This is a genomic window from Curtobacterium sp. VKM Ac-2884 (assembly GCF_015350945.1).
Lineage (GTDB): Bacteria > Actinomycetota > Actinomycetes > Actinomycetales > Microbacteriaceae > Curtobacterium.
This window is the reverse complement of sequence record NZ_JADKSA010000003.1, coordinates 22,915-43,939: the sequence shown is the minus strand read 5'-3', so window position 1 is coordinate 43,939 and position 21,025 is coordinate 22,915. Positions and strand designations below refer to the sequence as shown.

The following is a 21,025-nucleotide window of genomic DNA, read 5'->3' as shown; positions in this document are numbered from 1 at the left end:
TCCCGAGTCGTGGTCGAATGGACCCGTGACCCTGTACCGCGAACGACTCTGGGCCCCGCCCGCCCTGTACCTGGCGACGGCGCTCGTCATCCCCGCCACCCTGCTCGTGTTCCTGCCCATCAGCGTGCTCGCCGGGGTGCTCGTGGCGATCGGCATGGAGCTCGGCGTCCTCGTGCTCCTGTGGGCACTCGCACCCACCATCGAGGTCACGGACAGCGAGTTCCGCGCCGGCAAGGCGCACCTCCCCCGCGCTCTCGTCGGCAGCGTCGAGGCGTTCGAGGGCGCCGAGGCGACCACGCAGCGCGGCCCGAAGCTCGACGCGCGAGCGTGGACGCTCTTCCGCGGCTACGTACGCGGGGTCGTCAAGGTCGAGGTCCGCGACGACGCCGACCCGACGCCCTACTGGCTGGTCAGCGTCCGGCAGCCCACCAAGGTGGTCGAGGCGCTCCGGTCCTGACGGACCCTGCGGACGACCGGGAGGCCCGGCGCACGTCCGCCCCGCACCGCACGACGAAGGCCCCGCATCCTGGAGGATGCGGGGCCTTCGGTCATCGGTGCGTCTAGAGCGCCGCGCATTCTGCGCAGACCGGCCCGAGCTTCGACTCGTGGTCGAGCTGGGAACGGTGCTTCACGAGGAAGCACTCGACGCAGGTGAACTCATCGACCTGCGGGGGCAGCACCACGACGTCGAGGTCGACGTCGCTCAGGTCCTGCCCGGCGAGTTCGAAGCTGCCGGGGTTGTCCGAATCATCGTCGACGACCCCCGACATCTTGTCGGGAACGCGCTCCTTGAGGGCCTCGATCGACTCCGAATCGGAGTTGTCATCGGTCTTCCGGGGGGCGTCGTAATCGGTGGCCATGCCCATCCATTTCTCGTATCGAGAGGTCGTCGCCGGGTGATCGGCGGCGACAGTTTGCACTACAGCCCGCCAGAGTGCAAACCGAGATCTGCGGCGGGTCGTCACGGCGCTGCAACCCGTGACCGGATCGGGACATTCCCGACACCCGTCGCCACTGTTTCGCAGACTCCGCGGCACGCCCGTGCGCCTCCGTGGAAACCGTCCGCGACCACTGCATACTCACGGGGTACGACGCACGACCGTACGCGACGCTGGGAAGGCTGGACCATGCAAGACGTGAGAGTCATCGGAGTCGAGGCAGGCGCGATCCTCCTGGCCACCGACGGCGGTACCGAGTTCCGGTTGCCCGTCACGTCCTCCCTGCCGGGGCAGGTCCGCCAGGCCAACCCCGACGCCGGTCCGCAGAAGCGGGTCTCCCCCAAGGACGTCCAGGCACGCATCCGTGGCGGTGCCGACGCCGCCGACGTCGCGGCCGCGCTCGACGTCGACGTCGAGTACGTCCGACGCTTCGAGGGCCCGGTGCTCGCCGAGCGCGCCTTCGTCCTCGACGCCTCGCACCGCGTCCCGGTGACCCCGGTCGACGACGAGGCCCCCGACACCTTCGGCGCGGCGATCACCGCGAAGCTCGAGGCCGGCGAGGCCACCGCCATCAGCTGGGGCTCGTGGAAGCACCCGGAGAGCGGCTGGCAGGTCCGGGTCCGCTACACCGCCGCCGAGGTCGAGCACGACGCCCAGTGGCGCTTCGACCCGAAGACCTCGACGCTCGTGCCGGACAACGGCGACGCGCACCGGCTCTCGCACACCGACGACGAGGGCATCGCGCCCCGCCTGCGCGCCGTGGAGTACGAGCAGCAGCACGACGACGGCACCCGCTTCGACTCCGGCGCCTTCCGCGTCGAGGAAGAGGACGAGTCCGTCACGAACCCCGACGTCCCCGACCGCGCGCCGCTCCGAGCACCGCTGCCCCGGATCGGCCAGGCGGCCGTCGAGGAGCGCGCACCCGGCAACGAGACCGCCGACCTGCTCGAGGCCCTCCGTCGCCGCCGCGGGGAGCGCGAGGCCGCCTCGTTCGGCGAGCAGCGCGACGAGCCGGCCCGCGGAACCTCGATCAGCGTCGTCGACATCCCGCTGCAGGGGTTCGACGACGAGCCCGAGGGCGACACCGTCCCGCCGTCGGCCGACGCCCGTCCGGCATCGGCGCCCGAAGCCGAGGGCCGTGCGGAGCGCAAGAAGCGCAACCGTCGGTCGATGCCGAGCTGGGACGAGATCGTCTTCGGCACCCGCCCGGAGGACCCGGCCTGAGCCGACCGTCCGGCTGGCGGTGACCGCGTGGTCGGTCGCGGCCGGCTGCTACTGCGCGAACGCCCCGGCGAGCCGCAGCGGGACGAACGTCTCCTCGTCGGTCATCGCGCCGTGCTGGCCGATCATGCGCTTCGGCACCTCGCCGTCACGCAGCGCGCGGTCGTCGTTGAACGCCCACGACCCGCGCGCCACGACGATCACGTCGCCGATGCGCGGGACCACCTGCGGCGAGACCGCACCGAACCACCCGGCGGCGATCGCCTCGTCGCGGCTCGCGACGTACGCCTTCTTGCCGTAGCGCGCTCGGAACGCCCCGACCAGCCCGCGCACGTCGGTGCCCGGTGCCACCGTGAGCTGGCGGCACCGCGGATCGCCCGCCACCCCGACGACGTCCGTCAACAGGAGCGGGTCGATGGCGATGTTCGCGTGGTCGGGCACGTCGAGCACACCGTGGTCCGCGGTGACGAGGACACCCACGTCCGGCGCACCGCTTGCATCGAGGCGCGCGAGCTCACCGTCGAGCAGCTCGAGCGTCGCCGTCCACCGGTCGGACTGCCACCCGGACTTGTGGCCGATCGAGTCGAGCTCCGGCACGTACAGGTACACGAGCGACCGACCGGTGGCGGTCTCGGCCAGGGCGGCGTCGATGCGCTCCGGGATCGTGTCCGCCGACACGTACCGCGCGCCGCCGAGCACGTTCGCGGTCATGCCCGACGCCCGGTACCGGTCGGGGCCGACGACGACGGGGTCGACGCCGAGCTCCGCGGCACGGGTGAAGAGCGTCTCGGTGAGGAACCAGTCCGCGGGGACCTCGGTGTCCCACCCGCCGAGCAGGTTCATCACGGCGCCGGTGTCCGGGTTCCAGCCGCTGTAGCCGACGACGCCGTGCGTGCCGGGCGACCGTCCGGTGGTCAGGGTGCTCAGTGCCGCGGCCGTCGTGGTCGGGAACCCGCTGCGCAGCTTCTTCGCGGTGCCGGAGCCCTTGGCGGCCGTGAGCCAGCGGGCGTGCCCGGCGCGAGCCGACAGCGCGACGCTCCCGAGGCCGTCGACCAGGACGACGATCGCGGAACGGGCGGGACGGAGGGCGATCCGGGCCTCCAGGCCGTGGTCTCGCGACCACGCGCCGTCCGCAACCCCGAGCGCCACGAGGCAACTCGGGAAGACGTCGGCGAGGTTCGCGGCGGCGTCGGGGGCCGTCGGTACGCTTGTTCCCATTCCAACGAGTCTTCCAGAAAGGTGCCATGGCACGCACGGACGCAGTCGGCCTGCCCGACGGTGAGCGCATCGAGGACGTCGACGTCTCCGAGGAGATGCAGGGCTCCTTCCTCGAGTACGCGTACTCCGTCATCTACTCGCGGGCGCTGCCCGATGCGCGCGACGGCCTGAAGCCCGTCCAGCGGCGCATCCTGTACCAGATGGCCGAGATGGGCCTGCGGCCCGACCGCGGGCACGTCAAGAGCGCCCGCGTCACCGGCGAGGTGATGGGCAAGCTGCACCCGCACGGCGACGGCGCGATCTACGACGCCCTGGTGCGGATGGCGCAGCCGTTCACGATGCGCGTGCCGCTGATCGACGGCCACGGCAACTTCGGGTCGCTCGACGACGGTCCCGCTGCCGCCCGGTACACCGAAGCCCGCCTGGCCGAACCGTCGATGGCGATGACCGAGGGCCTCGGCGAGGACGTCGTCGACTTCGTCCCGAACTACGACAACCAGATCATGCAGCCCGGCGTCCTGCCCGCGGCGTTCCCGAACCTGCTCGTCAACGGCGCGTCGGGCATCGCGGTCGGCATGGCGACGAACATGGCGCCGCACAACCTGGGCGAGGTGGTCGAGGCCGCGAAGCACCTGCTGATGAACCCGCAGGCCACCCTCGAAGAGCTGATGGAGTTCGTGCCGGGGCCGGACCTGCCCTCCGGCGGCACCATCGTCGGGCTCTCCGGGGTCCGCGACGCGTACGCCACCGGGCGTGGCACGTTCCGCACCCGGTCGAAGGTGAGCGTCGAGAACCTGACCCCGCGCAAGGTCGGGCTCGTCGTCACCGAGCTGCCGTACCTGGTCGGCCCCGAGCGCGTCATCGAGAAGATCAAGGACGGCGTCCAGTCCAAGAAGCTCGTCGGCATCTCGGACGTCAACGACCTGACCGACCGCAACCACGGGCTCCGGCTCGTGATCGGCATCAAGAGCGGGTTCAACCCCACCGCGGTGCTCGAGCAGCTGTACAAGCACACTCCGCTCGAGGACGGCTTCGGCATCAACAACGTCGCGCTCGTCGGCGGGTCGCCGCGCACGCTCGGGCTGCGCGAGCTGCTCGACGTCTACGTGCAGCACCGGCTGTCGGTCGTCACCCGGCGGTCGGAGTACCGACTCGCGCGTCGTCGCGAGCGGCTGCACCTGGTCGAGGGACTGCTCATCGCGATCCTCGACATCGACGAGGTGATCCAGGTCATCCGCACCTCGGACGACTCCGAGGCCGCACGGAGCCGTCTCCGCGACGTCTTCGACCTGTCCGAGGTGCAGGCCGAGTACATCCTCGAACTGCGGCTCCGACGCCTGACGAAGTTCTCGCGCATGGAGCTCGAGGCCGAGCGCGACCAGCTCCTCGCCGACATCGCTGCGCTCGAGGAACTCCTGGCGTCCGACGAACGGCTCCGTGCCCAGGTCGCGCTCGAGCTCACCGAGGTCTCCGACAAGTTCGCCACCCCCCGCCGCACCCTGCTCACCGAGGCCGACGCCCCCGTCAAGGGCGGTCGCAAGGCCGCGGTCGACCCGGAGTCGCTCCAGGTCGCCGACTCGCCGTGCCGCGTGCTCCTCTCGACCACCGGACGGCTCATCCGCGTCGACATCCCGACGTCGGAGCTCAGCATCGTCCGGGTACCGAAGCGCTCCAAGCACGACGCCGTCCGGTCCGCCGTGGTGAGCACCGTCCGGGGCCAGGTCGGCGCGCTGACCTCGACCGGGCGGGTTCTGCGGCTCTCCCCCGTCGACGTGCCGGCGGTGCCGCCCGCCGCGGTCCGCCTCGACGCCGGCGTACGGGTCACCGACTTCCTGGTGCTCACCAAGGGCGAGACGGTCGTTGCACTCGTCGACCTGTCCGGCGCGTCGTCGGACTCCCTCGCCATCGGCACCGCGCAGGGCGTCGTGAAGCGCGTCGTCCCCGGAGCCTGGCCCGACAAGCCCGAGTTCGTCGCCATCAGCCTGAAGCCCGGCGATGCGGTGGTCGGCGCCGCCCAGGCACCCGAGTCCGACGACCTGGTGTTCATCAGCTCGAACGCCCAGCTCCTGCGCTTCCCCGCGTCCGGCGTCCGTGCCCAGGGCTTGCCGGCCGGCGGTGTCGCGGGCATGGCGCTGGCGTCCGGGTCCTCGGTGATCTGGTTCGGGTCCGTCGCCCGGTCCGACGACGCTGTGGTCGCCACGGTGTCCACGACCTCCACGGCACTGCCGGGCACCGACTCCGGACGCGCCAAAGTCTCCGCCCTGTCCGAGTTCCCCGCCAAGGGCCGGGCGACCCAGGGTGTCCGGGCGCACGCGTTCCTGAAGGGCGAGGACGGGCTCACCGTGGGCTGGGCGGGCATCGCTCCCCCGCATGCGGTCGGTACGGACGGCGCCGCGCGGACCCTGCCCGACTGGCTGTCGAAGCGTGACGGGTCGGGGGCGCCGCTCGAGGCCGTCATCGGCTCGATCGGGGGCAGTGCCGCGGCGCTCGACGGCACCGCTGGCGACGCGTAGGGCGCGGCGGCGCCCTGCTCTGGCGGGCTTCTCTCCGCGAAAGCGACAGTGTCCCGCGAACAGTTCGCGGGACCCTGTCGCGTTGGCAGCACTGACCGCGCACGGTGGCGCCACGGTGTCGCTCTGGCGGCACCGAGACTCGGTCTGCGCGACATCGTTCGCGGTCCGGCACCCGAGTCCGGTCGCCCACCGCGAGACTCGCTGGCCGGGAGGCGCGGGCCAGCCCCGTCCAGACCGCTCGCTCCGCCAACGCGGAAGCGACAGAAGTCCGCCAACAGTTCGCGGGACACTGTCGCGTTGGCGGTACGGACCGCGCACGGTGGCGGCACGGTGTCGCTCTGGCGGCACCGAGACTCGGGCTGAGCGACCGAACTCGGAGCCCGCAGTCCGAGACGAGTCGCTGAGGCCGAGACTCGGGCCAGCACCGCCGAGACTCGGGCGGGCGCCGCCGCGCGGCTACGCGTCGATGCGGTCGCGGTCCAGACCCTCGCCGGCCAGGATGAACTCCTTGCGCGGGGCCACGTCGTTGCCCATGAGCAGCTCGAACACCTTCGCCGCGCTCTCGGCATGCGTGATGTTCACCCGCCGCAGGGTCCGGTGCGCGCGGTCCATCGTGGTCTCGGCGAGCTGATCGGCGTCCATCTCACCCAGGCCCTTGTACCGCTGGATCGGCTCCTGGTACTTCTTGCCGGTCTTCTCGAGCTTCTTCAGCACGGTCTGCAGCTCCTGCTCGGAGTACGTGTAGAGCGTGTCGTTCGGCTTGCCGCGGTTCACCACGACCACCCGGTGCAGCGGCGGCACGGCGGCGAACACCCGGCCCTGCTCGATCATCGGTCGCATGTAGCGGAAGAACAGAGTGAGCAGCAGCGTGCGGATGTGGGCACCGTCGACGTCGGCGTCCGACATGATGATGACCTTGCCGTAGCGCGCCTGGTCGATCTCGAACGTCCGGCCGGAGCCGGCGCCGATGACCTGGATGATCGACGCGCACTCGACGTTCGACAGCATGTCCGACACGGACGCCTTCTGCACGTTGAGGATCTTGCCGCGGATCGGCAGCAGCGCCTGGTACTCGCTGTTGCGTGCGAGCTTCGCGGTCCCCAGGGCCGAGTCGCCCTCGACGATGAAGAGCTCGGTGCCCTCGGTCTCCTGCGACCGGCAGTCCGCGAGCTTCGTCGGCAACGAGGAGTTCTCGAGCGCGTTCTTCCGGCGCTGCGTCTCCTTGTGGGCGCGGGCCGAGATGCGGGTCTTCATCTCCGCGACGACCTTCTCGAGCAGGGTCGCCGCCTGGGCCTTCTCGGTGCGCTGCGTCGACGTCAGGATCTCGGTGATGCGCTTCGACACGACCTGGTCGACGATCTTGCGGACCGCTGGCGTGCCGAGGATCTCCTTCGTCTGTCCCTCGAACTGCGGCTCGGGCAGTCGGACGGTCAGCACGGCGGTCATGCCGGCGAGCACGTCGTCCTTGTCGAGCTTGTCCTGCCCGACCTTCAGCTTGCGGGCGTTCGCCTCGACCTGCGCGCGGACGGCCTTGACCAGACCGGACTCGAAGCCGGCCTGGTGCGTGCCGCCCTTCGGCGTGGCGATGATGTTGACGAAGCTGCGGAACACCGCCTCGTAGCCGTCGCCCCACCGCAGCGCGAGGTCCACCTCGCAGGAGCGCTCGACCGAGGTGGAGACCATGTGGCCCTTGTCATCGAGCATCGGGACGGTCTCGGTGAAGGTCCCGGTGCCCTGCACGCGCCAGACGTCGGTGACGGCGGTGTCGGCCGCGAGGTGCTCGACGAACTCGCCGATGCCGCCCTCGTAGCGGAAGCGCTCGACGACCGGGCCGGCCTCGACGGCGGTCCCCGTCGCCTCGGCACGCGCAGCGGCGGCTTCGATCGAGGCCACGCGCTCGTCGGTGATCGTGATGCCGAGCCCGGGCACCAGGAACGCCGTCTGCCGTGCCCGGGTGACCAGGTCGTCCGTGCTGAACCGCGCATCGGCGGTGAAGATCTGCCGGTCCGCCCAGTACCGGATCCGGGAACCCGTGACGCCCTTCTTCACCTTGCCGACCACCCGCAGCTCACTGCCCGAGGTGAACGGGCTGAACGGGGCGTCCGGACCGATGCCCTCGGCGTCGTCGAACGTGCCGGGCTCGCCGCGGTGGAACGACATGGCGTAGGTCTTGCCGCCGCGGTCGACCTCGACGTCGAGGCGCTCGGACAGGGCGTTGACCACCGAGGCGCCGACGCCGTGCAGACCGCCGGAGGCAGCGTAGGAGCCGGAGCCGAACTTGCCGCCGGCGTGCAGCTTGGTGAACACGACCTCGACCCCGGTCAGACCGGTCTTCGGTTCGACGTCCACCGGGATGCCTCGGGCGGTGTCGCGGACCTCGACCGAACCGTCGGCGTGCAGCACGACACCGATCTCGTCGCCGTGCCCCGCCAGGGCTTCGTCGACGGAGTTGTCGATGATCTCCCACAGGCAGTGCATGAGCCCGCGGGAGTCGGTCGAGCCGATGTACATCCCCGGACGCTTCCGGACCGCCTCGAGCCCTTCGAGGACGGAGAGATGGCGTGCGGAGTAGTCGGAGCTCACCGTCCGATGCTACCGAGCGGTACCGACACCCTCGGCGCGGACACTCGCACTGGGGACAACCGATCCGCGCTCAGCGAAACAGCGCTGCACAATGCATCGTTCTCAGGCATCACGTGTTGAAATGGTGCAACCACCCGGCACCACCTGCGATCCGTGAGGAGCACAGCAATGACCCAGACCGTGCAGGACCCCTCCATCGACGAAGTCAGCAACCACCAGCTGACCGCCGCCGACCGTTGCGACAGCTGCGGAGCGCAGGCCTACATCCGAGCCACCATGTCGAGCGGCGAGCTCTTCTTCTGCGCGCACCACGGCGCCGAGTTCAAGGACAAGCTCGCGGCGACCGCCATCGAGTGGCACGACGAGAGCAGCCGACTCTACGAGTCGAAGTAGCGCGCGAAGGCGCGAGCACAGCAAGACGGGAGGCCCGGTGCCAGCTGGCACCGGGCCTCCCGTCTTGCTGTTGCCCGTCTCAGAACGCGCGGTTCAGCGCCCAGGCGGCGCCGCGGTAGCTGTTCGGCCCCCAGACACCGTCGATGGGGCCGCTGTAGCGGCCGTGGGCGGCCGCCCATCGCTGCAGTGCCCGGATGATCTCGGGGCTCTGCCAGTTGTGGAGGTCGCCTGCACGGAAATACCCGCCCTTCGCGAGCTGCTCGGAGACGCCCGTCCAGGAGTTCGGACCCATGATCCCGTCGATCGGCCCCTTGTAACCGTAGTACCCGGCCATGCTGCCAAGGCACTGGAGCCGCTTGTAGAAGATCGTTCCCGGAACCCCGTCGAACTCGGTCGTGGTCGTCGGCACCGAACTGCAGGCCGAACTGATGCGGGGCGTCGCGGCCTCAGCAGGAGCTGTCTGGACGACGGCTCCGGCAGTGGTCAGTGTCACGACGAGTGCGCCGACCAGGGCGAGGACGGATTTGTTGGTGAGCATGAAGCCTCCTTTGTCGGCTTCCAACATGTCACATCCTGCACACCAACGGACCAACCTGGCAATTGTTGCCACCCATCGGAGACGACGAAGGCCGGGTCCCATCGGGACCCGGCCTTCGTGAGCGTCACGCGATGCGCTTGAACGCCTTGTCGACGTAGCGGTCGACCGTCGCGCGCGCTTCGCGTGCGTAGCGGTCGATGGTGGCCGTCTGCTCCGGGTCCGGTGCGTACTCGCGACCCAGCCGTGCGGTTGCTGCGGCGAGGACACCGTCGGTCAGCTGCGGGTTGAGCGGCAGGATCGGACCCTGCGTGTGCGTGCCGAACGACGTGCTGACGATCGCACCCTCGACCGGGGCTCCCGCCTGGTTGCCACCACCGGACACGACGTCGGCGAACGGGCTGACCCCGGCCGCGAGCTCGATGGTGGTGGCGTGGTCCTCGAAGCCAGCGAGGCGCTTCGGCGCGCCGGGGAGCAGCGGGTACCGGGTCTCGAGGACGAAGTAGTTCACCCGACGTGCGGCACCGCGGACGGCTCGGGCGTCGAACACGCCGAACCCGACGAGCGGAGCACCCTCGGTGGGGACGACCTCGTTCGTCGCCAGGTCGAACCCGCCGCCGACCGCGATGACCGGCACGCCGTCGCTCGCGAACGAACGGAGCGGAGCACCGATGCGGGCGACGTCGGCACCGAGCGACCGCATCGCGCTGAGCGGGCCGTTGCCGATGACCACGACGTCGGCCGCCGCGGGCAGGTCGTCGCCGGGCGCGTACTCGACCACTTCGGTGTCGAGGCCGGCGGCAGCAGCGCGGCGCACGAGGGCCGCGACGTTGCCGCGGTCACCCGAGACGCCCATCTGCCGGGGGTAGACGTGCAGGATGGTCAGCCGGTCGGCCGTCATGCGGTCTTCTCCATGTCCGGGTGGCCGAGGGCCTTGCGGGCGATCATCATGATCTCGTAGTTGACGATGAAGTTCTTCGTCCCGCTGGTCGTCGACCCGAGGTGCTCCATGAGCGTGATCGCTGCCTCGACGTCGGGTTCGACCCGGCCGATGCGGACACCGGCGTGTTCGAGGGCGATCGCGATCTGCCAGGCCTTGTCACCGGAGACGACGTCCACGTGGTCGAGCTTCGAGAAGTCGATGTCGTAGATCCAGGAGATGTCCGGCGTGCCCTCGTCGATCGCCATGAGGACCTGCTCGGGGCTGTCCGGCAGCGCGTCGAGGTTGAGCTGGAGACTCGCGGCGTTCTTGAACATCGTGAACTCGGCGGACTCACCGGCGATCGGCAGTCGCTCCCCGCGGCCGTACGCCGGCTTCATCGTGCCGAAGGCCTTCGTGACGGCGTCGGCGCGGAACTGCGTGCCGAGTGCCGCGCTGGCCGTGGCGGTGGCAGCAGCAGCGTCGACCGCGTAGTGCAGGCCGCGTGCGGGCAGGCGCACCGCGATGTCGGCACCGTCGAAGCGGATCGTCGCACCGTCACCGGTGTTCACGACGACCTCTGATTCGGCGGCGTTCGGCTGGGCGTCCTGCCGGTCGAAGTCGTCGGCGTTCTGCAGGCCGTTCGGCGCCGCGGCGACGACCTCGGCACTCGCACCGAAGCGCAGCACCCGCTGGCCGGCCCGCGCGGCGTAAGCATCGAGGAACTGGTCGTCGCGGTTCGTGATGACGTTCGCCGTGGACAGTGCCGCGGTGTCGAGCATCATGTCGGCGACGCGTTCGGTCTCGAAGAACCGGTACAGCTGGTCGACCTGCACGTTGAGCATCGTCACCGTGGACGGCGACAGGATGCCGGCGAGCTCGACCGCGAAGGCCTCGTCCACCTCGAGGATGCCGATGTCCGCCTTCAGGCGACCGGTCAGCGACACCTCGGACAGCAGCGCCGACGCGATGCCCTGCGGCAGGTTCGCCCCGGACGGGTTCGTGAAGACGCGGAGCCCGTGCGCCCGGACGATGTCCGAGATCATGTGCGTGGTCGTCGACTTGCCGTTCGACCCGAGCACGAAGACGACGCCGTTCGGGAACTGCTTCGTCACGTGCTGCAGGAAGTCCGGCACCAGCTTGAGCACGATGTACCCGGGGTAGGCGGATCCCCCGCCCCGCGCTCGGGCGAGGGCGCGGAGGATCCGCCCGATCAGGATCGGGATGAAGAACCGCATCGGCCTACTCGAGGTAGTCGCGCAGCGACTGCGACCGCGACGGGTGGCGGAGCTTCGCCATCGTCTTGGACTCGATCTGACGGATGCGCTCACGCGTCACGCCGAACGTGTCACCGATCTGGTCGAGGGTCTTCGGCTGGCCGTCACCGAGGCCGAAGCGCATGCGGATGACGCCCGCCTCGCGCTCGGACAGGGAGTCGAGCAGGCTCTCGAGCTGCTTCTGCAGCATGGTGAAGCCCACCGCGTCGGCCGGCACGACCGCCTCGGTGTCCTCGATGAGGTCACCGAACTCGGAGTCGCCGTCCTCGCCCAGGGGCGTGTGCAGGGAGATCGGTTCGCGACCGTACTTCTGCACCTCGACGACCTTCTCCGGGGTCATGTCGAGCTCGCGGGCGAGCTCTTCCGGAGTGGGTTCGCGACCGAGGTCCTGCAGCATCTGGCGCTGGACACGAGCGAGCTTGTTGATGACCTCGACCATGTGCACCGGGATGCGGATGGTGCGGGCCTGGTCGGCCATGGCGCGGGTGATCGCCTGGCGGATCCACCACGTCGCGTACGTCGAGAACTTGAAGCCCTTGGTGTAGTCGAACTTCTCGACCGCACGGATCAGGCCCAGGTTGCCCTCCTGGATGAGGTCCAGGAACTGCATGCCACGGCCGGTGTAGCGCTTGGCGAGCGACACCACGAGGCGGAGGTTCGCACCGAGCAGGTGCGACTTGGCGCGCTGACCGTCGCGGGCGACCCAGCGCAGCTCGCGCTCGGCCGGCTTCGTCAGCCCGGTCGAGTGCTGCAGCTTGTCCTCGGCGAACAGACCGGCCTCGATGCGCATCGCGAGCTCGACCTCCTGCTCGGCGTTGAGCAGGGCGACCTTGCCGATCTGCTTGAGGTAGTCCTTCACCGGGTCGGCGGTCGCACCCGTGATGGTCGTCGAGTAGACCGGGGCTTCGTCGTCGTCGGTCTGCGAGATGACGAGCGCGCCAGCGGCGACCGCTGCGGCGGCGTCGGGCTTGATCGCCTTGTCGTCGGTGTCCTCGACGTCCTCGGTCGGCTCGTCGGTGGCTTCGTTCGCCTCGTCGACGGGGTCGACCTTCTTCGCCTTCGGGGCGGCCTTCTTGGCCGGGGCCTTCTTGGCGGGGGCCTTGGTGGCGCGCTTCTTCGGCGCGGCGGTTCCCTCGGCGTCCGTGGCGTCCTCTGCCACAGCACCTTCGGGCTGAGTGTCCTTCGTGGGATCGATCGTCGTGCTCCGGGCAGCCATGCGATCACCTCTCTCGTCGTGCCACGTTCGTGGGGTCGTGGCCTCCCTCGCCGCCCAGGGCCCGAGCCGCAGTCCCCCGCGTCGTCGAGTCCTACCGTTCCGGGCAGCACTAAGACCCATGTCAAGTCCCCCGGGTTGATCGGCGCTCCGAAGTGCTCCGACAGGATGGGGGTCCTGAGTGGGTCCGTGATCATTATTGCACGTGCCGCTTCCGCAGGCGCGCAACGAGTGCAACCCAGAGCGGTCCGACGCGTATTCCCTCCTCCGCGTGGAGCACCCGGCGCGTGCGGTGCCGCGCGTGCAGGAGCATCGCGACGCCGAACCCGACCACCAGGTACTGCACCGTGAGGGCCACCCGGAAGTTGTCCCACGCGAACACCGTCTCGCCGGTGACCCGGGACATCACGTCGAGCAGCAGCCCGATCAGGTACATCATCACGAAGGCCGCCAGGAAGCCCCCGACGTTGACGACGCCGTTCGCGGAGCCGAGGGAACCGACCGGGTTGAACGTCCGGGCGAAGTCGAACCCGATCAGCGAACCGGGGCCGCCGATGCCCATCGCCACGACGAGCAGCACGAGCAGCCAGGTCGGCGGGTGACCGGGCCAGAGCAGGATCGCGGTCCACACCACGGCGAGCAGCACGACCACGCCGAGCACGAGGTTCGAGCGGCGCATCGGGAACCGCGCGCACAGCAGCCCGAGCACCGGCCCGGCGACGAAGCCGACGGCGACGATGATCGTCAGGAAGCCGGCGGCCTCGGCGGGGCTGTACCCGAGCCCGCGGAGCATGGGGACGCCCCAGAGCAGCGAGAACACCGTGCCGGACGACTGCGTCACGTAGTGGGACCAGAACCCGAGCTGCGTGCCCGGTCGACGCAACGCGTGCCCGAACGTCCGGAACGCGGCGCCCCACGAGTGCGGCAGTGGGATCGTTCCGGTCCGCACGACCACGGGGCCGTTGCGGACGAAGACGAACGCCAGGACGAGCCCGACGGCACTCGCGGCGGCGGCGACCCCGAACGCGGGCGTCCACCCCGCGGCGTGCAGGAGCACGGCGAACGGGAACGCCGACAGGATCTGGCCGATCTGCCCGAGGTTGCCCGTCCACTGCGAGATCTGCGGCAGGATCCGGCCGCTGAACCACATCGGCACCAGGCGGATCACCGAGATGAACGTCATCGCGTCGCCGGCGCCCACGAGCACCCGGCCCGCGATCGCCGGGCCGATCGTCGGCGAGAAGGCCACGACGGCCTGGCCGACCACGAGCAGCGCGGCGCCGAGCAGGACGAGCTTGCGCGGCCCCACCCGGTCGAGCGCGACGCCCACCGGGATCTGGAGTCCGGCGTACACGGCGATCTGCACGACCGCGAGCGTGGACAACACCGCCGCCGAGACGGCGAACCGGTCCTGCGCGTCCACCCCGGACACCCCGAGCGACGACCGCTGCACGACCGCCAGGACGTAGGCGAGCACCGCGATGCCCCAGATCAGGTACGCGCGACGGGAGTTCACCCCGACAGGCTACCGATCCGGCGGAGCCGGATACGCGACGTGTGTCGCCGACGCTGGTGACGTCCTGGTCGCGACCGGACGACCGACGGGAGGAACGGTGCGGGCCCGCCCCGGGCCTCCAGACCGCCGTTCCGGACCGTTCAGGGCCCGACCCGGCTACTCGCCGCCGTCACCCTGGGTGCGACGATCCGCCAGGAAGCGCTCGAGCTCGGCCGCGATCGCGTCCGCGGTCGGCACCTCGCCGTCGACGTCCGTGAGCGGCGACGCGACCGGGTTGCCCTCCATGTACGTGTCGTGCCGCTCCTCGAGCACACCGACGAGTCGCTGCAGCTCGGCGTTGCCGGCGACCTGCTCCTCGACCCGGGTGAGGAACTCGCGACCCGCTTCGCGCAGGGCGTCCGTCGGGAAGATGAGGCCGGTGGCCGCGGCGATGCCGGACAGGGCCGCGACGGCCGCGTCGGGGAACTCGGTGTCCGACAGGTAGTGCGGCACGAGCAGGACGAGCCCGGTGACCTGCGCGCCCGTGGATGCGAGCCGGTGCTCGACGAGGTGCAGGACGTTCGCCGGCGCCTGGGTCTCGGGCTTCCAGACGCTCATCTGCTCGACGAGGTCGGCGCGGGTGCCGGAGACGGTCAGGCTGATCGGGCGGGTGTGCGGGACCGGCATCGGGATCGACTGCACCCAGGTGGTGTCCGCGACCTGGAGCTGGGCGGCCAGGCCGGTGACGGCGTCCACGAAGCGGTTCCACTGGAAGTCCGGCTCGTACCCCGACAGGAAGAGGAACGGCTGGCCGATCTCGTCGCGCACGAGGTGCAGCGCCAGCCGGGGCGGCTCGACGGCGGCGATGTGGTCGTGCTCGAAGGTGATGACGGGCCGGCGAGCACGCCAGTCGAGCAGCACGTCGGGATCGAACTCGGCGACGAGCTGGGTGTCGAGGTCCTCGAGCACCGACGTCGTGACCTGGGCAACGGCCGAACCGGCGTCCGCGAAGCCGGTGAGCCCGGCGACCAGGTGCAGCCCGGCCGGGACGGTCGGGGCGGCCTCGTCGAACGTGTAGAGCTCCTCGGGGTGGTTCACCGTCCCCATGCTAGGCGGGGCCACCGACGCCCCCGCGCGGGACGGCCACGCCGACAGCGAACAGTGCGTGGATAGGGTTGGAGCATGGTCCGACCGACGCTCTCCACCGACTCCTCCGCCCCCTCCTCGATCTCCGCCGACGTCCTCGTGGTCGGTGTCCGGCCCGGTGCCGACGGTGCCCCCGCGACGATCGCCCAGCCGGCCACGACGCCGTTCTCGGCGCTCGACGACCTCGACCTCGCGGCGATCGGCGCGATGGGCGCCAAGGACCAGCTCGTGCGCATCCCGGCCGTCGGCGTCGACGCCGCGAGCATCGCGCTCATCGGGCTCGGCACCGGGACCGACGCCGCCGCCTACCGCTCGGCCGCCGGCAGTGCCGTCCGCCAGCTGCCGCACGCCGCGTCGATCGCCCTCGCGCTGCCGACCGACACCGACGTGCTCGTCGAGGCCGCACTCGAAGGTGCTGCACTCGGCGCCTACGCCTTCACGCGGCACAAGGGGGCCGGCACGACCGGGCCGACGCGTGGCGACCAGCGCGTGACGGTCCTCGCGCCGTCCGCCGCGACGGACGCCGCGGTCCGTCCGGCGATCGTGGCCGATGCCGCGTCGCTGGTCCGCGACCTCGTGAACACCGCCGCCGGCGACCTCGGCCCCGCCGACGTCGCCGACGTCGCCCGCGCGCAGGCCGAGGGGCTGCCCCTGACGGTCGAGGTGCTCGACGAGCAGGCACTCGAGGAGCAGGGCTTCGGTGGCATCCTCGGAGTCGGCCGTGGTTCGGCGCGTCCCCCGCGCCTGGTCGTCGTCCGCTACACACCGGAGTCCGCCACGAAGCACCTCGCCCTCGTCGGCAAGGGCATCACGTTCGACTCGGGCGGGCTCTCGCTCAAGCCGGCGGCGTCGATGCTCGGCATGAAGACCGACATGACCGGCGCCGCCACGGTGCTCGCCGCGACCGTCGCCGCCGCACGCCTGGGCCTCGACGTGCGCGTCACCGCCTGGCTCGCACTCGCCGAGAACATGCCGTCGGGCACGGCGACCCGCCCGGGTGACGTCCTCACCCTCAAGAACGGCAAGACCGTCGAGGTCACGAACACCGACGCCGAGGGCCGCCTGGTGCTCGGTGACGGCATGGCCGCCGCCTCGCTCGAGCAGCCCGACGCGATCGTCGACGTCGCCACCCTGACCGGCGCGCAGGTCGTCGCGCTCGGCGACCGCACCACCGGCCTGATGGGCAGCGACGACCTCGTCGCGAAGGTCCGCGCCGTGGCCGAGGGCGTGTCGGAGCCGATCTGGCCGATGCCCCTGCCCGAGGAACTCGACGCCCGGCTCGCCAGCGACGTCGCCGACATGGTCAACGCCACGGTCGGCAACCCGGCCGGCGGCATGCTGCTCGCCGGCAAGTTCCTGGAGCGCTTCGTCGGCGAGGGCATCCCCTGGGCGCACCTCGACATCGCCGGTCCGTCCGAGCACAAGGGCGGCGGCTACGGGTGGCTCGGCAAGGGCGCGACGGGTGTGATGGTCCGCACGCTCATCGCGCTCGCAGAAGACCTCCAGTCCGAGTAGTAGGTTTGGTACCGGTGGGACGGGGCATCGACGCACCTCCCACCGGTACTGCACGGGACGGGACCGGAACCACGCGGTCCGACCGTCGGACGCCGCCCCCGCGGTGTCCACGTAGGGCCCGATCGGCCCGACACGCACGAGGGAGTTGCACCAGGTGACGGAACAGACTTACGACGTCGTGGTCCTCGGTGGCGGGAGCGGTGGCTACGCCGCTGCGCTCCGGGCCGCCGAACTCGGCATGAGCGTCGCGCTCATCGAGGGCGACAAGCTCGGAGGGACGTGCCTGCACCGTGGCTGCATCCCCACCAAGGCGCTGCTGCACGCGGCCGAGGTCGCCGACGCGACGCGCGACGCCGAGAAGTACGGCGTGATCGCGGAGTTCGCCGGTGTCGAGGTCCCGAAGGTCATCGAGTACCAGCAGGGCGTCATCACCTCGAAGTACAAGGGCCTGCAGGGCCTCATCAAGGCCCGCGGCATCACCGTCGTCGAGGGCTGGGGTCGACTCACCTCGCAGAACACCGTGCAGGTCGGCGACCAGAACATCGTCGGCAAGAACGTCGTGCTCGCGACCGGCTCCTACTCGAAGTCCCTGCCCGGGCTCGAGATCGGCGGCCGCGTCATCACCTCCGAGACCGCACTGCGCATGGACTACGTGCCGAACAAGGTCGTCATCCTGGGCGGCGGCGTCATCGGCGTCGAGTTCGCCAGCGTCTGGAAGTCCTTCGGCGCCGAGGTCACCATCGTCGAGGCGCTCCCCCACCTCGTCCCGGCCGAGGACGAATCCATGTCGAAGCAGCTCGAGCGCGCCTTCCGCAAGCGCGGCATCGAGTTCTCGCTCGGTGTCCGGTTCCAGGGCGTCGAGCAGCACGAGAACGGCGTCGTCGTGACGCTCGAGGACGGCAAGACCTTCGACGGCGACGTCCTGCTGGTCGCCGTCGGACGTGGCCCGGTCACGCAGAACGTCGGCTTCGACGAGGTCGGCGTCGCCATGGACCGCGGCTTCGTCACCACGAACGAGCGCCTCGCCACCAACCTGCCGAACGTCTACGCGGTCGGCGACATCGTCCCCGGCCTGCAGCTCGCGCACCGCGGCTTCCAGCAGGGCATCTTCGTCGCCGAGGAGATCGCCGGCCTGAACCCGGTGATCATCGAGGACAAGAACATCCCGAAGATCACGTACTCCGACCCCGAGGTCGCCTCCGTCGGCCTGTCGCAGGCCAAGGCCGAGGCCGAGTACGGCGCCGACAAGGTGGACTCGTACGAGTACAACCTGGCCGGCAACGGCAAGAGCCACATCATCGGCACGTCCGGTTCGGTCAAGGTCGTCCGCGTCGTCGACGGCCCCGTGGTAGGCGTGAGCATGATCGGCGCGCGCGTCGGCGAGCTCATCGGTGAAGCCCAGCTCGCCGTGAACTGGGAGGCGTACCCGGAGGACATCGCTCCGCTGGTGCACGCGCACCCGACGCAGAACGAAGCCCTGGGCGAGGCGTTCATGCACCTCGCGGGCAAGCCGCTGCACGCGCTGTGACCCGCACGAGTCCGCGCCCTGTGACAATGACATCCACAACAACTGCAACCCCCCGCGAAGAGGAGTCCACCCGATGAGCGAATCCGTCAGCCTCCCGGCGCTCGGCGAGAGCGTCACCGAGGGCACGGTGACCCGATGGTTGAAGAACGTCGGTGACCGGGTCGAGGTCGACGAGCCGCTGCTCGAGGTCTCGACCGACAAGGTCGACACCGAGATCCCGTCGCCCGTCGCCGGCGTCATCGAGGAGATCCTCGTGCAGGAGGACGAGACCGTCGAGGTCGGTACCGCGCTGGTGAAGATCGGCGACGGTTCGTCCGACTCCGGTTCCGCCGACTCCGGTTCGTCCGACGAGTCCTCGAACGAGGCCGCTGCCGAGGCAGAGGCCCCCGAGGCCGAGCCGAGCACCGAGCAGGAGTCCGAGACCCCCGCCCCGGAGCCCACCGAGCCCGAGCCGGCCCCCGCCGGACAGACGCAGCCCGCGGCCCCGCAGGCCCCGTCCGCACCGCCTGCCGCCGCTCCGGTCCCGCAGGCCGCTCCCGTTCCGCCGCCCGCCGCCGCACCCCCGGCCGCTGTCCCGGCGCCGGCCGCTGCCGCACCCGCACCGGCCGCGCCGAGCGCGACCACCGCCGCTGCGGTGCCGAACCCGACGCAGGACGGCGCAGCCTCCGGCTACGTCACGCCGCTCGTCCGCAAGCTCGCGAACGAGCAGGGCGTCGACCTGTCCACCGTCACCGGTTCCGGTGTCGGCGGTCGCATCCGGAAGGAGGACGTGCTCGCTGCCGTCGCGAAGGCGCCGGCCGCCGCTGGTGCAGCTGCACCCGCCGCCGCGTCCGGTCCGTTCGTCGCCGAGGTCTCGCCGCTGCGCGGCACCCGCGAGAAGATGACCCGCCTGCGCAAGGTCGTGGCCGAGCGCGCCGTGCAGTCGATGACCTCGACCGCACAGCTCACGAGCGTCGTCGAGGTGGACGTCACGAAGGTGGCGCAGTTCCGCGACGCCCACAAGTCGGAGTTCCTCGAGAAGACCGGTTCGAAGCTCTCCTTCATGCCGTTCTTCGCCCTCGCGGCGTCCGAGGCGCTCAAGGCCCACCCGAAGATCAACTCGACCGTGGAAGGCGACGAGATCGTCTACCCGGAGTCCGAGAACGTCTCCATCGCGGTGGACACCGAGCGCGGCCTGCTGACCCCGGTCATCAAGGACGCGGCCTCGCTCGACCTGGCGCAGTTCTCGAAGTCCATCGCGGACCTGGCGGAGCGCACCCGGAACAACCAGCTCAAGCCCGACGAGCTCGCGGGCGGTACGTTCACGCTCACGAACACCGGTTCGCGTGGCGCGCTGTTCGACACCCCCGTGGTGTTCCTGCCGCAGTCGGCGATCCTCGGTACCGGCATCGTCACGAAGCGTCCCGCGGTCGTGAAGGTCGACGGCCAGGAAGCGATCGCGATCCGTTCGTTCGTCTACCTCGCGCTGTCGTACGACCACCGGATCATCGACGGTGCGGACGCCTCGCGCTACCTGGTCGCGGTCAAGAACCGCCTGGAAGAGGGCAACTTCGCCCCCAACCTCGGGTACTGACCCCAGCACCACGGCCGACGGCCCCGGTTCCCCCTCGTGGGGAGCCGGGGCCGTTCCCGTTCCCGCTCCGGTTCTTCGGCGTCCGGGGGCGTCCGGGGGTGTCCGGGCGCGTCAGCCACCACCACCTGCACCGGTCCCGGCGTCCGTTCCGGCACCGAGCACGGACACCGCGGCGACGACCGTACCGATCGCGACGACGACACCGACCACGGCGCGGCGGAGCGGCAACCGCCGACCGGCACCGAGCGGGATGCCGAGCTCGACGACCTCGCGCAGTCGAGCCGCCGGGCCTGTGGGGTCGAGCGGCGGGTCCGCCTCGACGAACACCAGGTCGGCCGGCGGTGTGGTCCACCGGAACGGCCGCGGAGGCGCCGCACCCCGGACCGCCTCGAGCGCGGCGCACACGGTGCTGCGGTCGCCGTCGAGCGCCGCGAGGAGGACAGCGTCCACGTCGTCGCGACTTGGATCTCGCGGGTCGACACGGTCCCAGACGACCCGCGCGGCGAGCACGAGGACCCGTGCAGCATCGTCACCGGGCAGCTCCGTCCCGTCGCGGACGGCTCCAGCCGGGCGGTCGCACAGCACCACGGCACCCGCGTCGTCCACCAGGACGTCGTCGATCCGGGCGACGCCGAGCCGCACCGCACCGTCCACCGCCGCGACGAGGAGCTCGAGCAGCGGCACGCAGAGCGTCACCGCGACCCCGGTCGTCGGGGTGCCGAGGCGGTCCAGCGCCACCGGGAGCGGCGTCCCGCGTGGGCGGTCGAGCAGGGTCACGAGCCCGCCCGCCTCGGTGCGGCCCACCGCCTCGACGGGGACCAGGTGGCGGTGCCCGGTGGTGCACCGGTCCGCGATCCAGGCCGCCACGGCAGCGTCGTCGGCCGGCGCGACCCAACGGTCGATTCGGGCGTCGTCGACGCTCTGGTCGGTGCTCGTGTCCATGGTGACGAGCGTGGCG

At 70.8% G+C, this 21,025-nt stretch carries 17 protein-coding genes; 7 read left to right on the top strand and 10 right to left on the bottom strand.

What is annotated here, in order from left to right:
* Positions 1–25 precede the first annotated feature (25 nt).
* Entirely contained in the window at positions 26–457 is a 432-nt protein-coding gene (locus ITJ60_RS08560; RefSeq protein ID WP_111086383.1) for a DUF3093 domain-containing protein, read from the top strand.
* A 103-nt stretch (positions 458–560) separates the two neighbouring features.
* Here ITJ60_RS08560 and ITJ60_RS08555 read toward each other — a convergent pair whose 3' ends face one another.
* A complete protein-coding gene (locus ITJ60_RS08555; RefSeq protein ID WP_031263038.1) occupies positions 561–860 on the bottom strand; it encodes a DUF4193 domain-containing protein in 300 nt (99 codons plus the stop codon).
* A 276-nt stretch (positions 861–1,136) separates the two neighbouring features.
* Here ITJ60_RS08555 and sepH point away from each other — a divergent pair, with 276 nt between their 5' ends.
* Positions 1,137–2,162 carry a septation protein SepH gene (gene sepH, locus ITJ60_RS08550; RefSeq protein ID WP_194647641.1) on the top strand — a complete coding sequence of 342 codons (1,026 nt, stop codon included), beginning with the start codon at positions 1,137–1,139 and terminating at the stop codon, positions 2,160–2,162.
* A 48-nt stretch (positions 2,163–2,210) separates the two neighbouring features.
* Here the strand turns inward: sepH and ITJ60_RS08545 are convergent, their stop codons facing one another.
* On the bottom strand, positions 2,211–3,377 hold the full coding sequence (locus tag ITJ60_RS08545) for an alkaline phosphatase family protein (RefSeq protein WP_194647640.1): 1,167 nt from the start codon (positions 3,375–3,377) through the stop codon (positions 2,211–2,213).
* A gap of 26 nt (positions 3,378–3,403) precedes the next feature.
* Here ITJ60_RS08545 and ITJ60_RS08540 point away from each other — a divergent pair, with 26 nt between their 5' ends.
* The gene (locus tag ITJ60_RS08540; protein ID WP_194647639.1) at positions 3,404–5,890 is read left to right on the top strand and encodes a DNA gyrase/topoisomerase IV subunit A; all 2,487 of its coding nucleotides are present in this window, start codon (positions 3,404–3,406) and stop codon (positions 5,888–5,890) included.
* A 456-nt stretch (positions 5,891–6,346) separates the two neighbouring features.
* On the opposite strand, the gene ITJ60_RS08535 is transcribed toward ITJ60_RS08540, so the two are convergent.
* A complete protein-coding gene (locus ITJ60_RS08535) occupies positions 6,347–8,473 on the bottom strand; it encodes a DNA gyrase/topoisomerase IV subunit B (protein WP_194647638.1) in 2,127 nt (708 codons plus the stop codon).
* 168 nt (positions 8,474–8,641) lie between these two features.
* Between ITJ60_RS08535 and ITJ60_RS08530 the strand changes: the two genes are divergently transcribed.
* Entirely contained in the window at positions 8,642–8,866 is a 225-nt protein-coding gene (locus tag ITJ60_RS08530; protein WP_071255055.1) for a hypothetical protein, read from the top strand.
* 79 nt (positions 8,867–8,945) lie between these two features.
* Here the strand turns inward: ITJ60_RS08530 and ITJ60_RS08525 are convergent, their stop codons facing one another.
* The 6 genes from ITJ60_RS08525 to ITJ60_RS08500 form a co-directional block, all read right to left on the bottom strand.
* Positions 8,946–9,431 carry a hypothetical protein gene (locus tag ITJ60_RS08525; protein WP_194647637.1) on the bottom strand — a complete coding sequence of 162 codons (486 nt, stop codon included), beginning with the start codon at positions 9,429–9,431 and terminating at the stop codon, positions 8,946–8,948.
* Positions 9,432–9,528: 97 nt separating this feature from the next.
* Positions 9,529–10,302 (bottom strand): type 1 glutamine amidotransferase, encoded by a 774-nt coding sequence (locus ITJ60_RS08520; RefSeq protein WP_194647636.1) that lies wholly within the window; start codon positions 10,300–10,302, stop codon positions 9,529–9,531.
* Positions 10,299–11,558: a MurT ligase domain-containing protein gene (locus ITJ60_RS08515; RefSeq protein ID WP_194647635.1), complete on the bottom strand. Its 1,260-nt coding sequence runs from the start codon at positions 11,556–11,558 to the stop codon at positions 10,299–10,301. Before ITJ60_RS08515 ends, ITJ60_RS08520 begins: the two co-directional genes overlap by 4 nt.
* Before the next feature lie 4 nt (positions 11,559–11,562).
* Positions 11,563–12,813 carry an RNA polymerase sigma factor gene (locus ITJ60_RS08510; RefSeq protein WP_123292681.1) on the bottom strand — a complete coding sequence of 417 codons (1,251 nt, stop codon included), beginning with the start codon at positions 12,811–12,813 and terminating at the stop codon, positions 11,563–11,565.
* Between the two features lie 193 nt (positions 12,814–13,006).
* Entirely contained in the window at positions 13,007–14,326 is a 1,320-nt protein-coding gene (locus ITJ60_RS08505; RefSeq protein WP_123938178.1) for an MFS transporter, read from the bottom strand.
* A gap of 156 nt (positions 14,327–14,482) precedes the next feature.
* A complete protein-coding gene (locus ITJ60_RS08500) occupies positions 14,483–15,412 on the bottom strand; it encodes a proteasome assembly chaperone family protein (RefSeq protein WP_194647982.1) in 930 nt (309 codons plus the stop codon).
* 75 nt (positions 15,413–15,487) lie between these two features.
* Here ITJ60_RS08500 and ITJ60_RS08495 point away from each other — a divergent pair, with 75 nt between their 5' ends.
* The 3 genes from ITJ60_RS08495 to sucB all read left to right on the top strand — a co-directional run bounded on the left by ITJ60_RS08495 (position 15,488) and on the right by sucB (position 20,067).
* Entirely contained in the window at positions 15,488–16,966 is a 1,479-nt protein-coding gene (locus ITJ60_RS08495) for a leucyl aminopeptidase (RefSeq protein WP_194647634.1), read from the top strand.
* Between the two features lie 154 nt (positions 16,967–17,120).
* Entirely contained in the window at positions 17,121–18,494 is a 1,374-nt protein-coding gene (gene lpdA, locus ITJ60_RS08490) for a dihydrolipoyl dehydrogenase (RefSeq protein ID WP_123292677.1), read from the top strand.
* A 73-nt stretch (positions 18,495–18,567) separates the two neighbouring features.
* Positions 18,568–20,067 carry a 2-oxoglutarate dehydrogenase, E2 component, dihydrolipoamide succinyltransferase gene (gene sucB, locus ITJ60_RS08485; RefSeq protein ID WP_194647633.1) on the top strand — a complete coding sequence of 500 codons (1,500 nt, stop codon included), beginning with the start codon at positions 18,568–18,570 and terminating at the stop codon, positions 20,065–20,067.
* Between the two features lie 111 nt (positions 20,068–20,178).
* Here sucB and ITJ60_RS08480 read toward each other — a convergent pair whose 3' ends face one another.
* Entirely contained in the window at positions 20,179–21,009 is an 831-nt protein-coding gene (locus tag ITJ60_RS08480) for a hypothetical protein (RefSeq protein ID WP_194647632.1), read from the bottom strand.
* Between the last annotated feature and the right edge of the window lie 16 nt (positions 21,010–21,025).

Coding starts and splice junctions, on each gene's coding strand:
- ITJ60_RS08555 (WP_031263038.1), bottom strand. CDS start 860: ATGGCCACCGATTACGACGCCCCCCGGAAGACCGATGACAACTCCGAT.
- ITJ60_RS08545 (WP_194647640.1), bottom strand. CDS start 3,377: ATGGGAACAAGCGTACCGACGGCCCCCGACGCCGCCGCGAACCTCGCC.
- ITJ60_RS08540 (WP_194647639.1), top strand. CDS start 3,404: ATGGCACGCACGGACGCAGTCGGCCTGCCCGACGGTGAGCGCATCGAG.
- ITJ60_RS08530 (WP_071255055.1), top strand. CDS start 8,642: ATGACCCAGACCGTGCAGGACCCCTCCATCGACGAAGTCAGCAACCAC.
- ITJ60_RS08525 (WP_194647637.1), bottom strand. CDS start 9,431: ATGTTGGAAGCCGACAAAGGAGGCTTCATGCTCACCAACAAATCCGTC.
- ITJ60_RS08520 (WP_194647636.1), bottom strand. CDS start 10,302: ATGACGGCCGACCGGCTGACCATCCTGCACGTCTACCCCCGGCAGATG.
- ITJ60_RS08515 (WP_194647635.1), bottom strand. CDS start 11,558: ATGCGGTTCTTCATCCCGATCCTGATCGGGCGGATCCTCCGCGCCCTC.
- ITJ60_RS08510 (WP_123292681.1), bottom strand. CDS start 12,813: ATGGCTGCCCGGAGCACGACGATCGATCCCACGAAGGACACTCAGCCC.
- ITJ60_RS08500 (WP_194647982.1), bottom strand. CDS start 15,412: ATGGGGACGGTGAACCACCCCGAGGAGCTCTACACGTTCGACGAGGCC.
- ITJ60_RS08495 (WP_194647634.1), top strand. CDS start 15,488: ATGGTCCGACCGACGCTCTCCACCGACTCCTCCGCCCCCTCCTCGATC.
- sucB (WP_194647633.1), top strand. CDS start 18,568: ATGAGCGAATCCGTCAGCCTCCCGGCGCTCGGCGAGAGCGTCACCGAG.
- ITJ60_RS08480 (WP_194647632.1), bottom strand. CDS start 21,009: ATGGACACGAGCACCGACCAGAGCGTCGACGACGCCCGAATCGACCGT.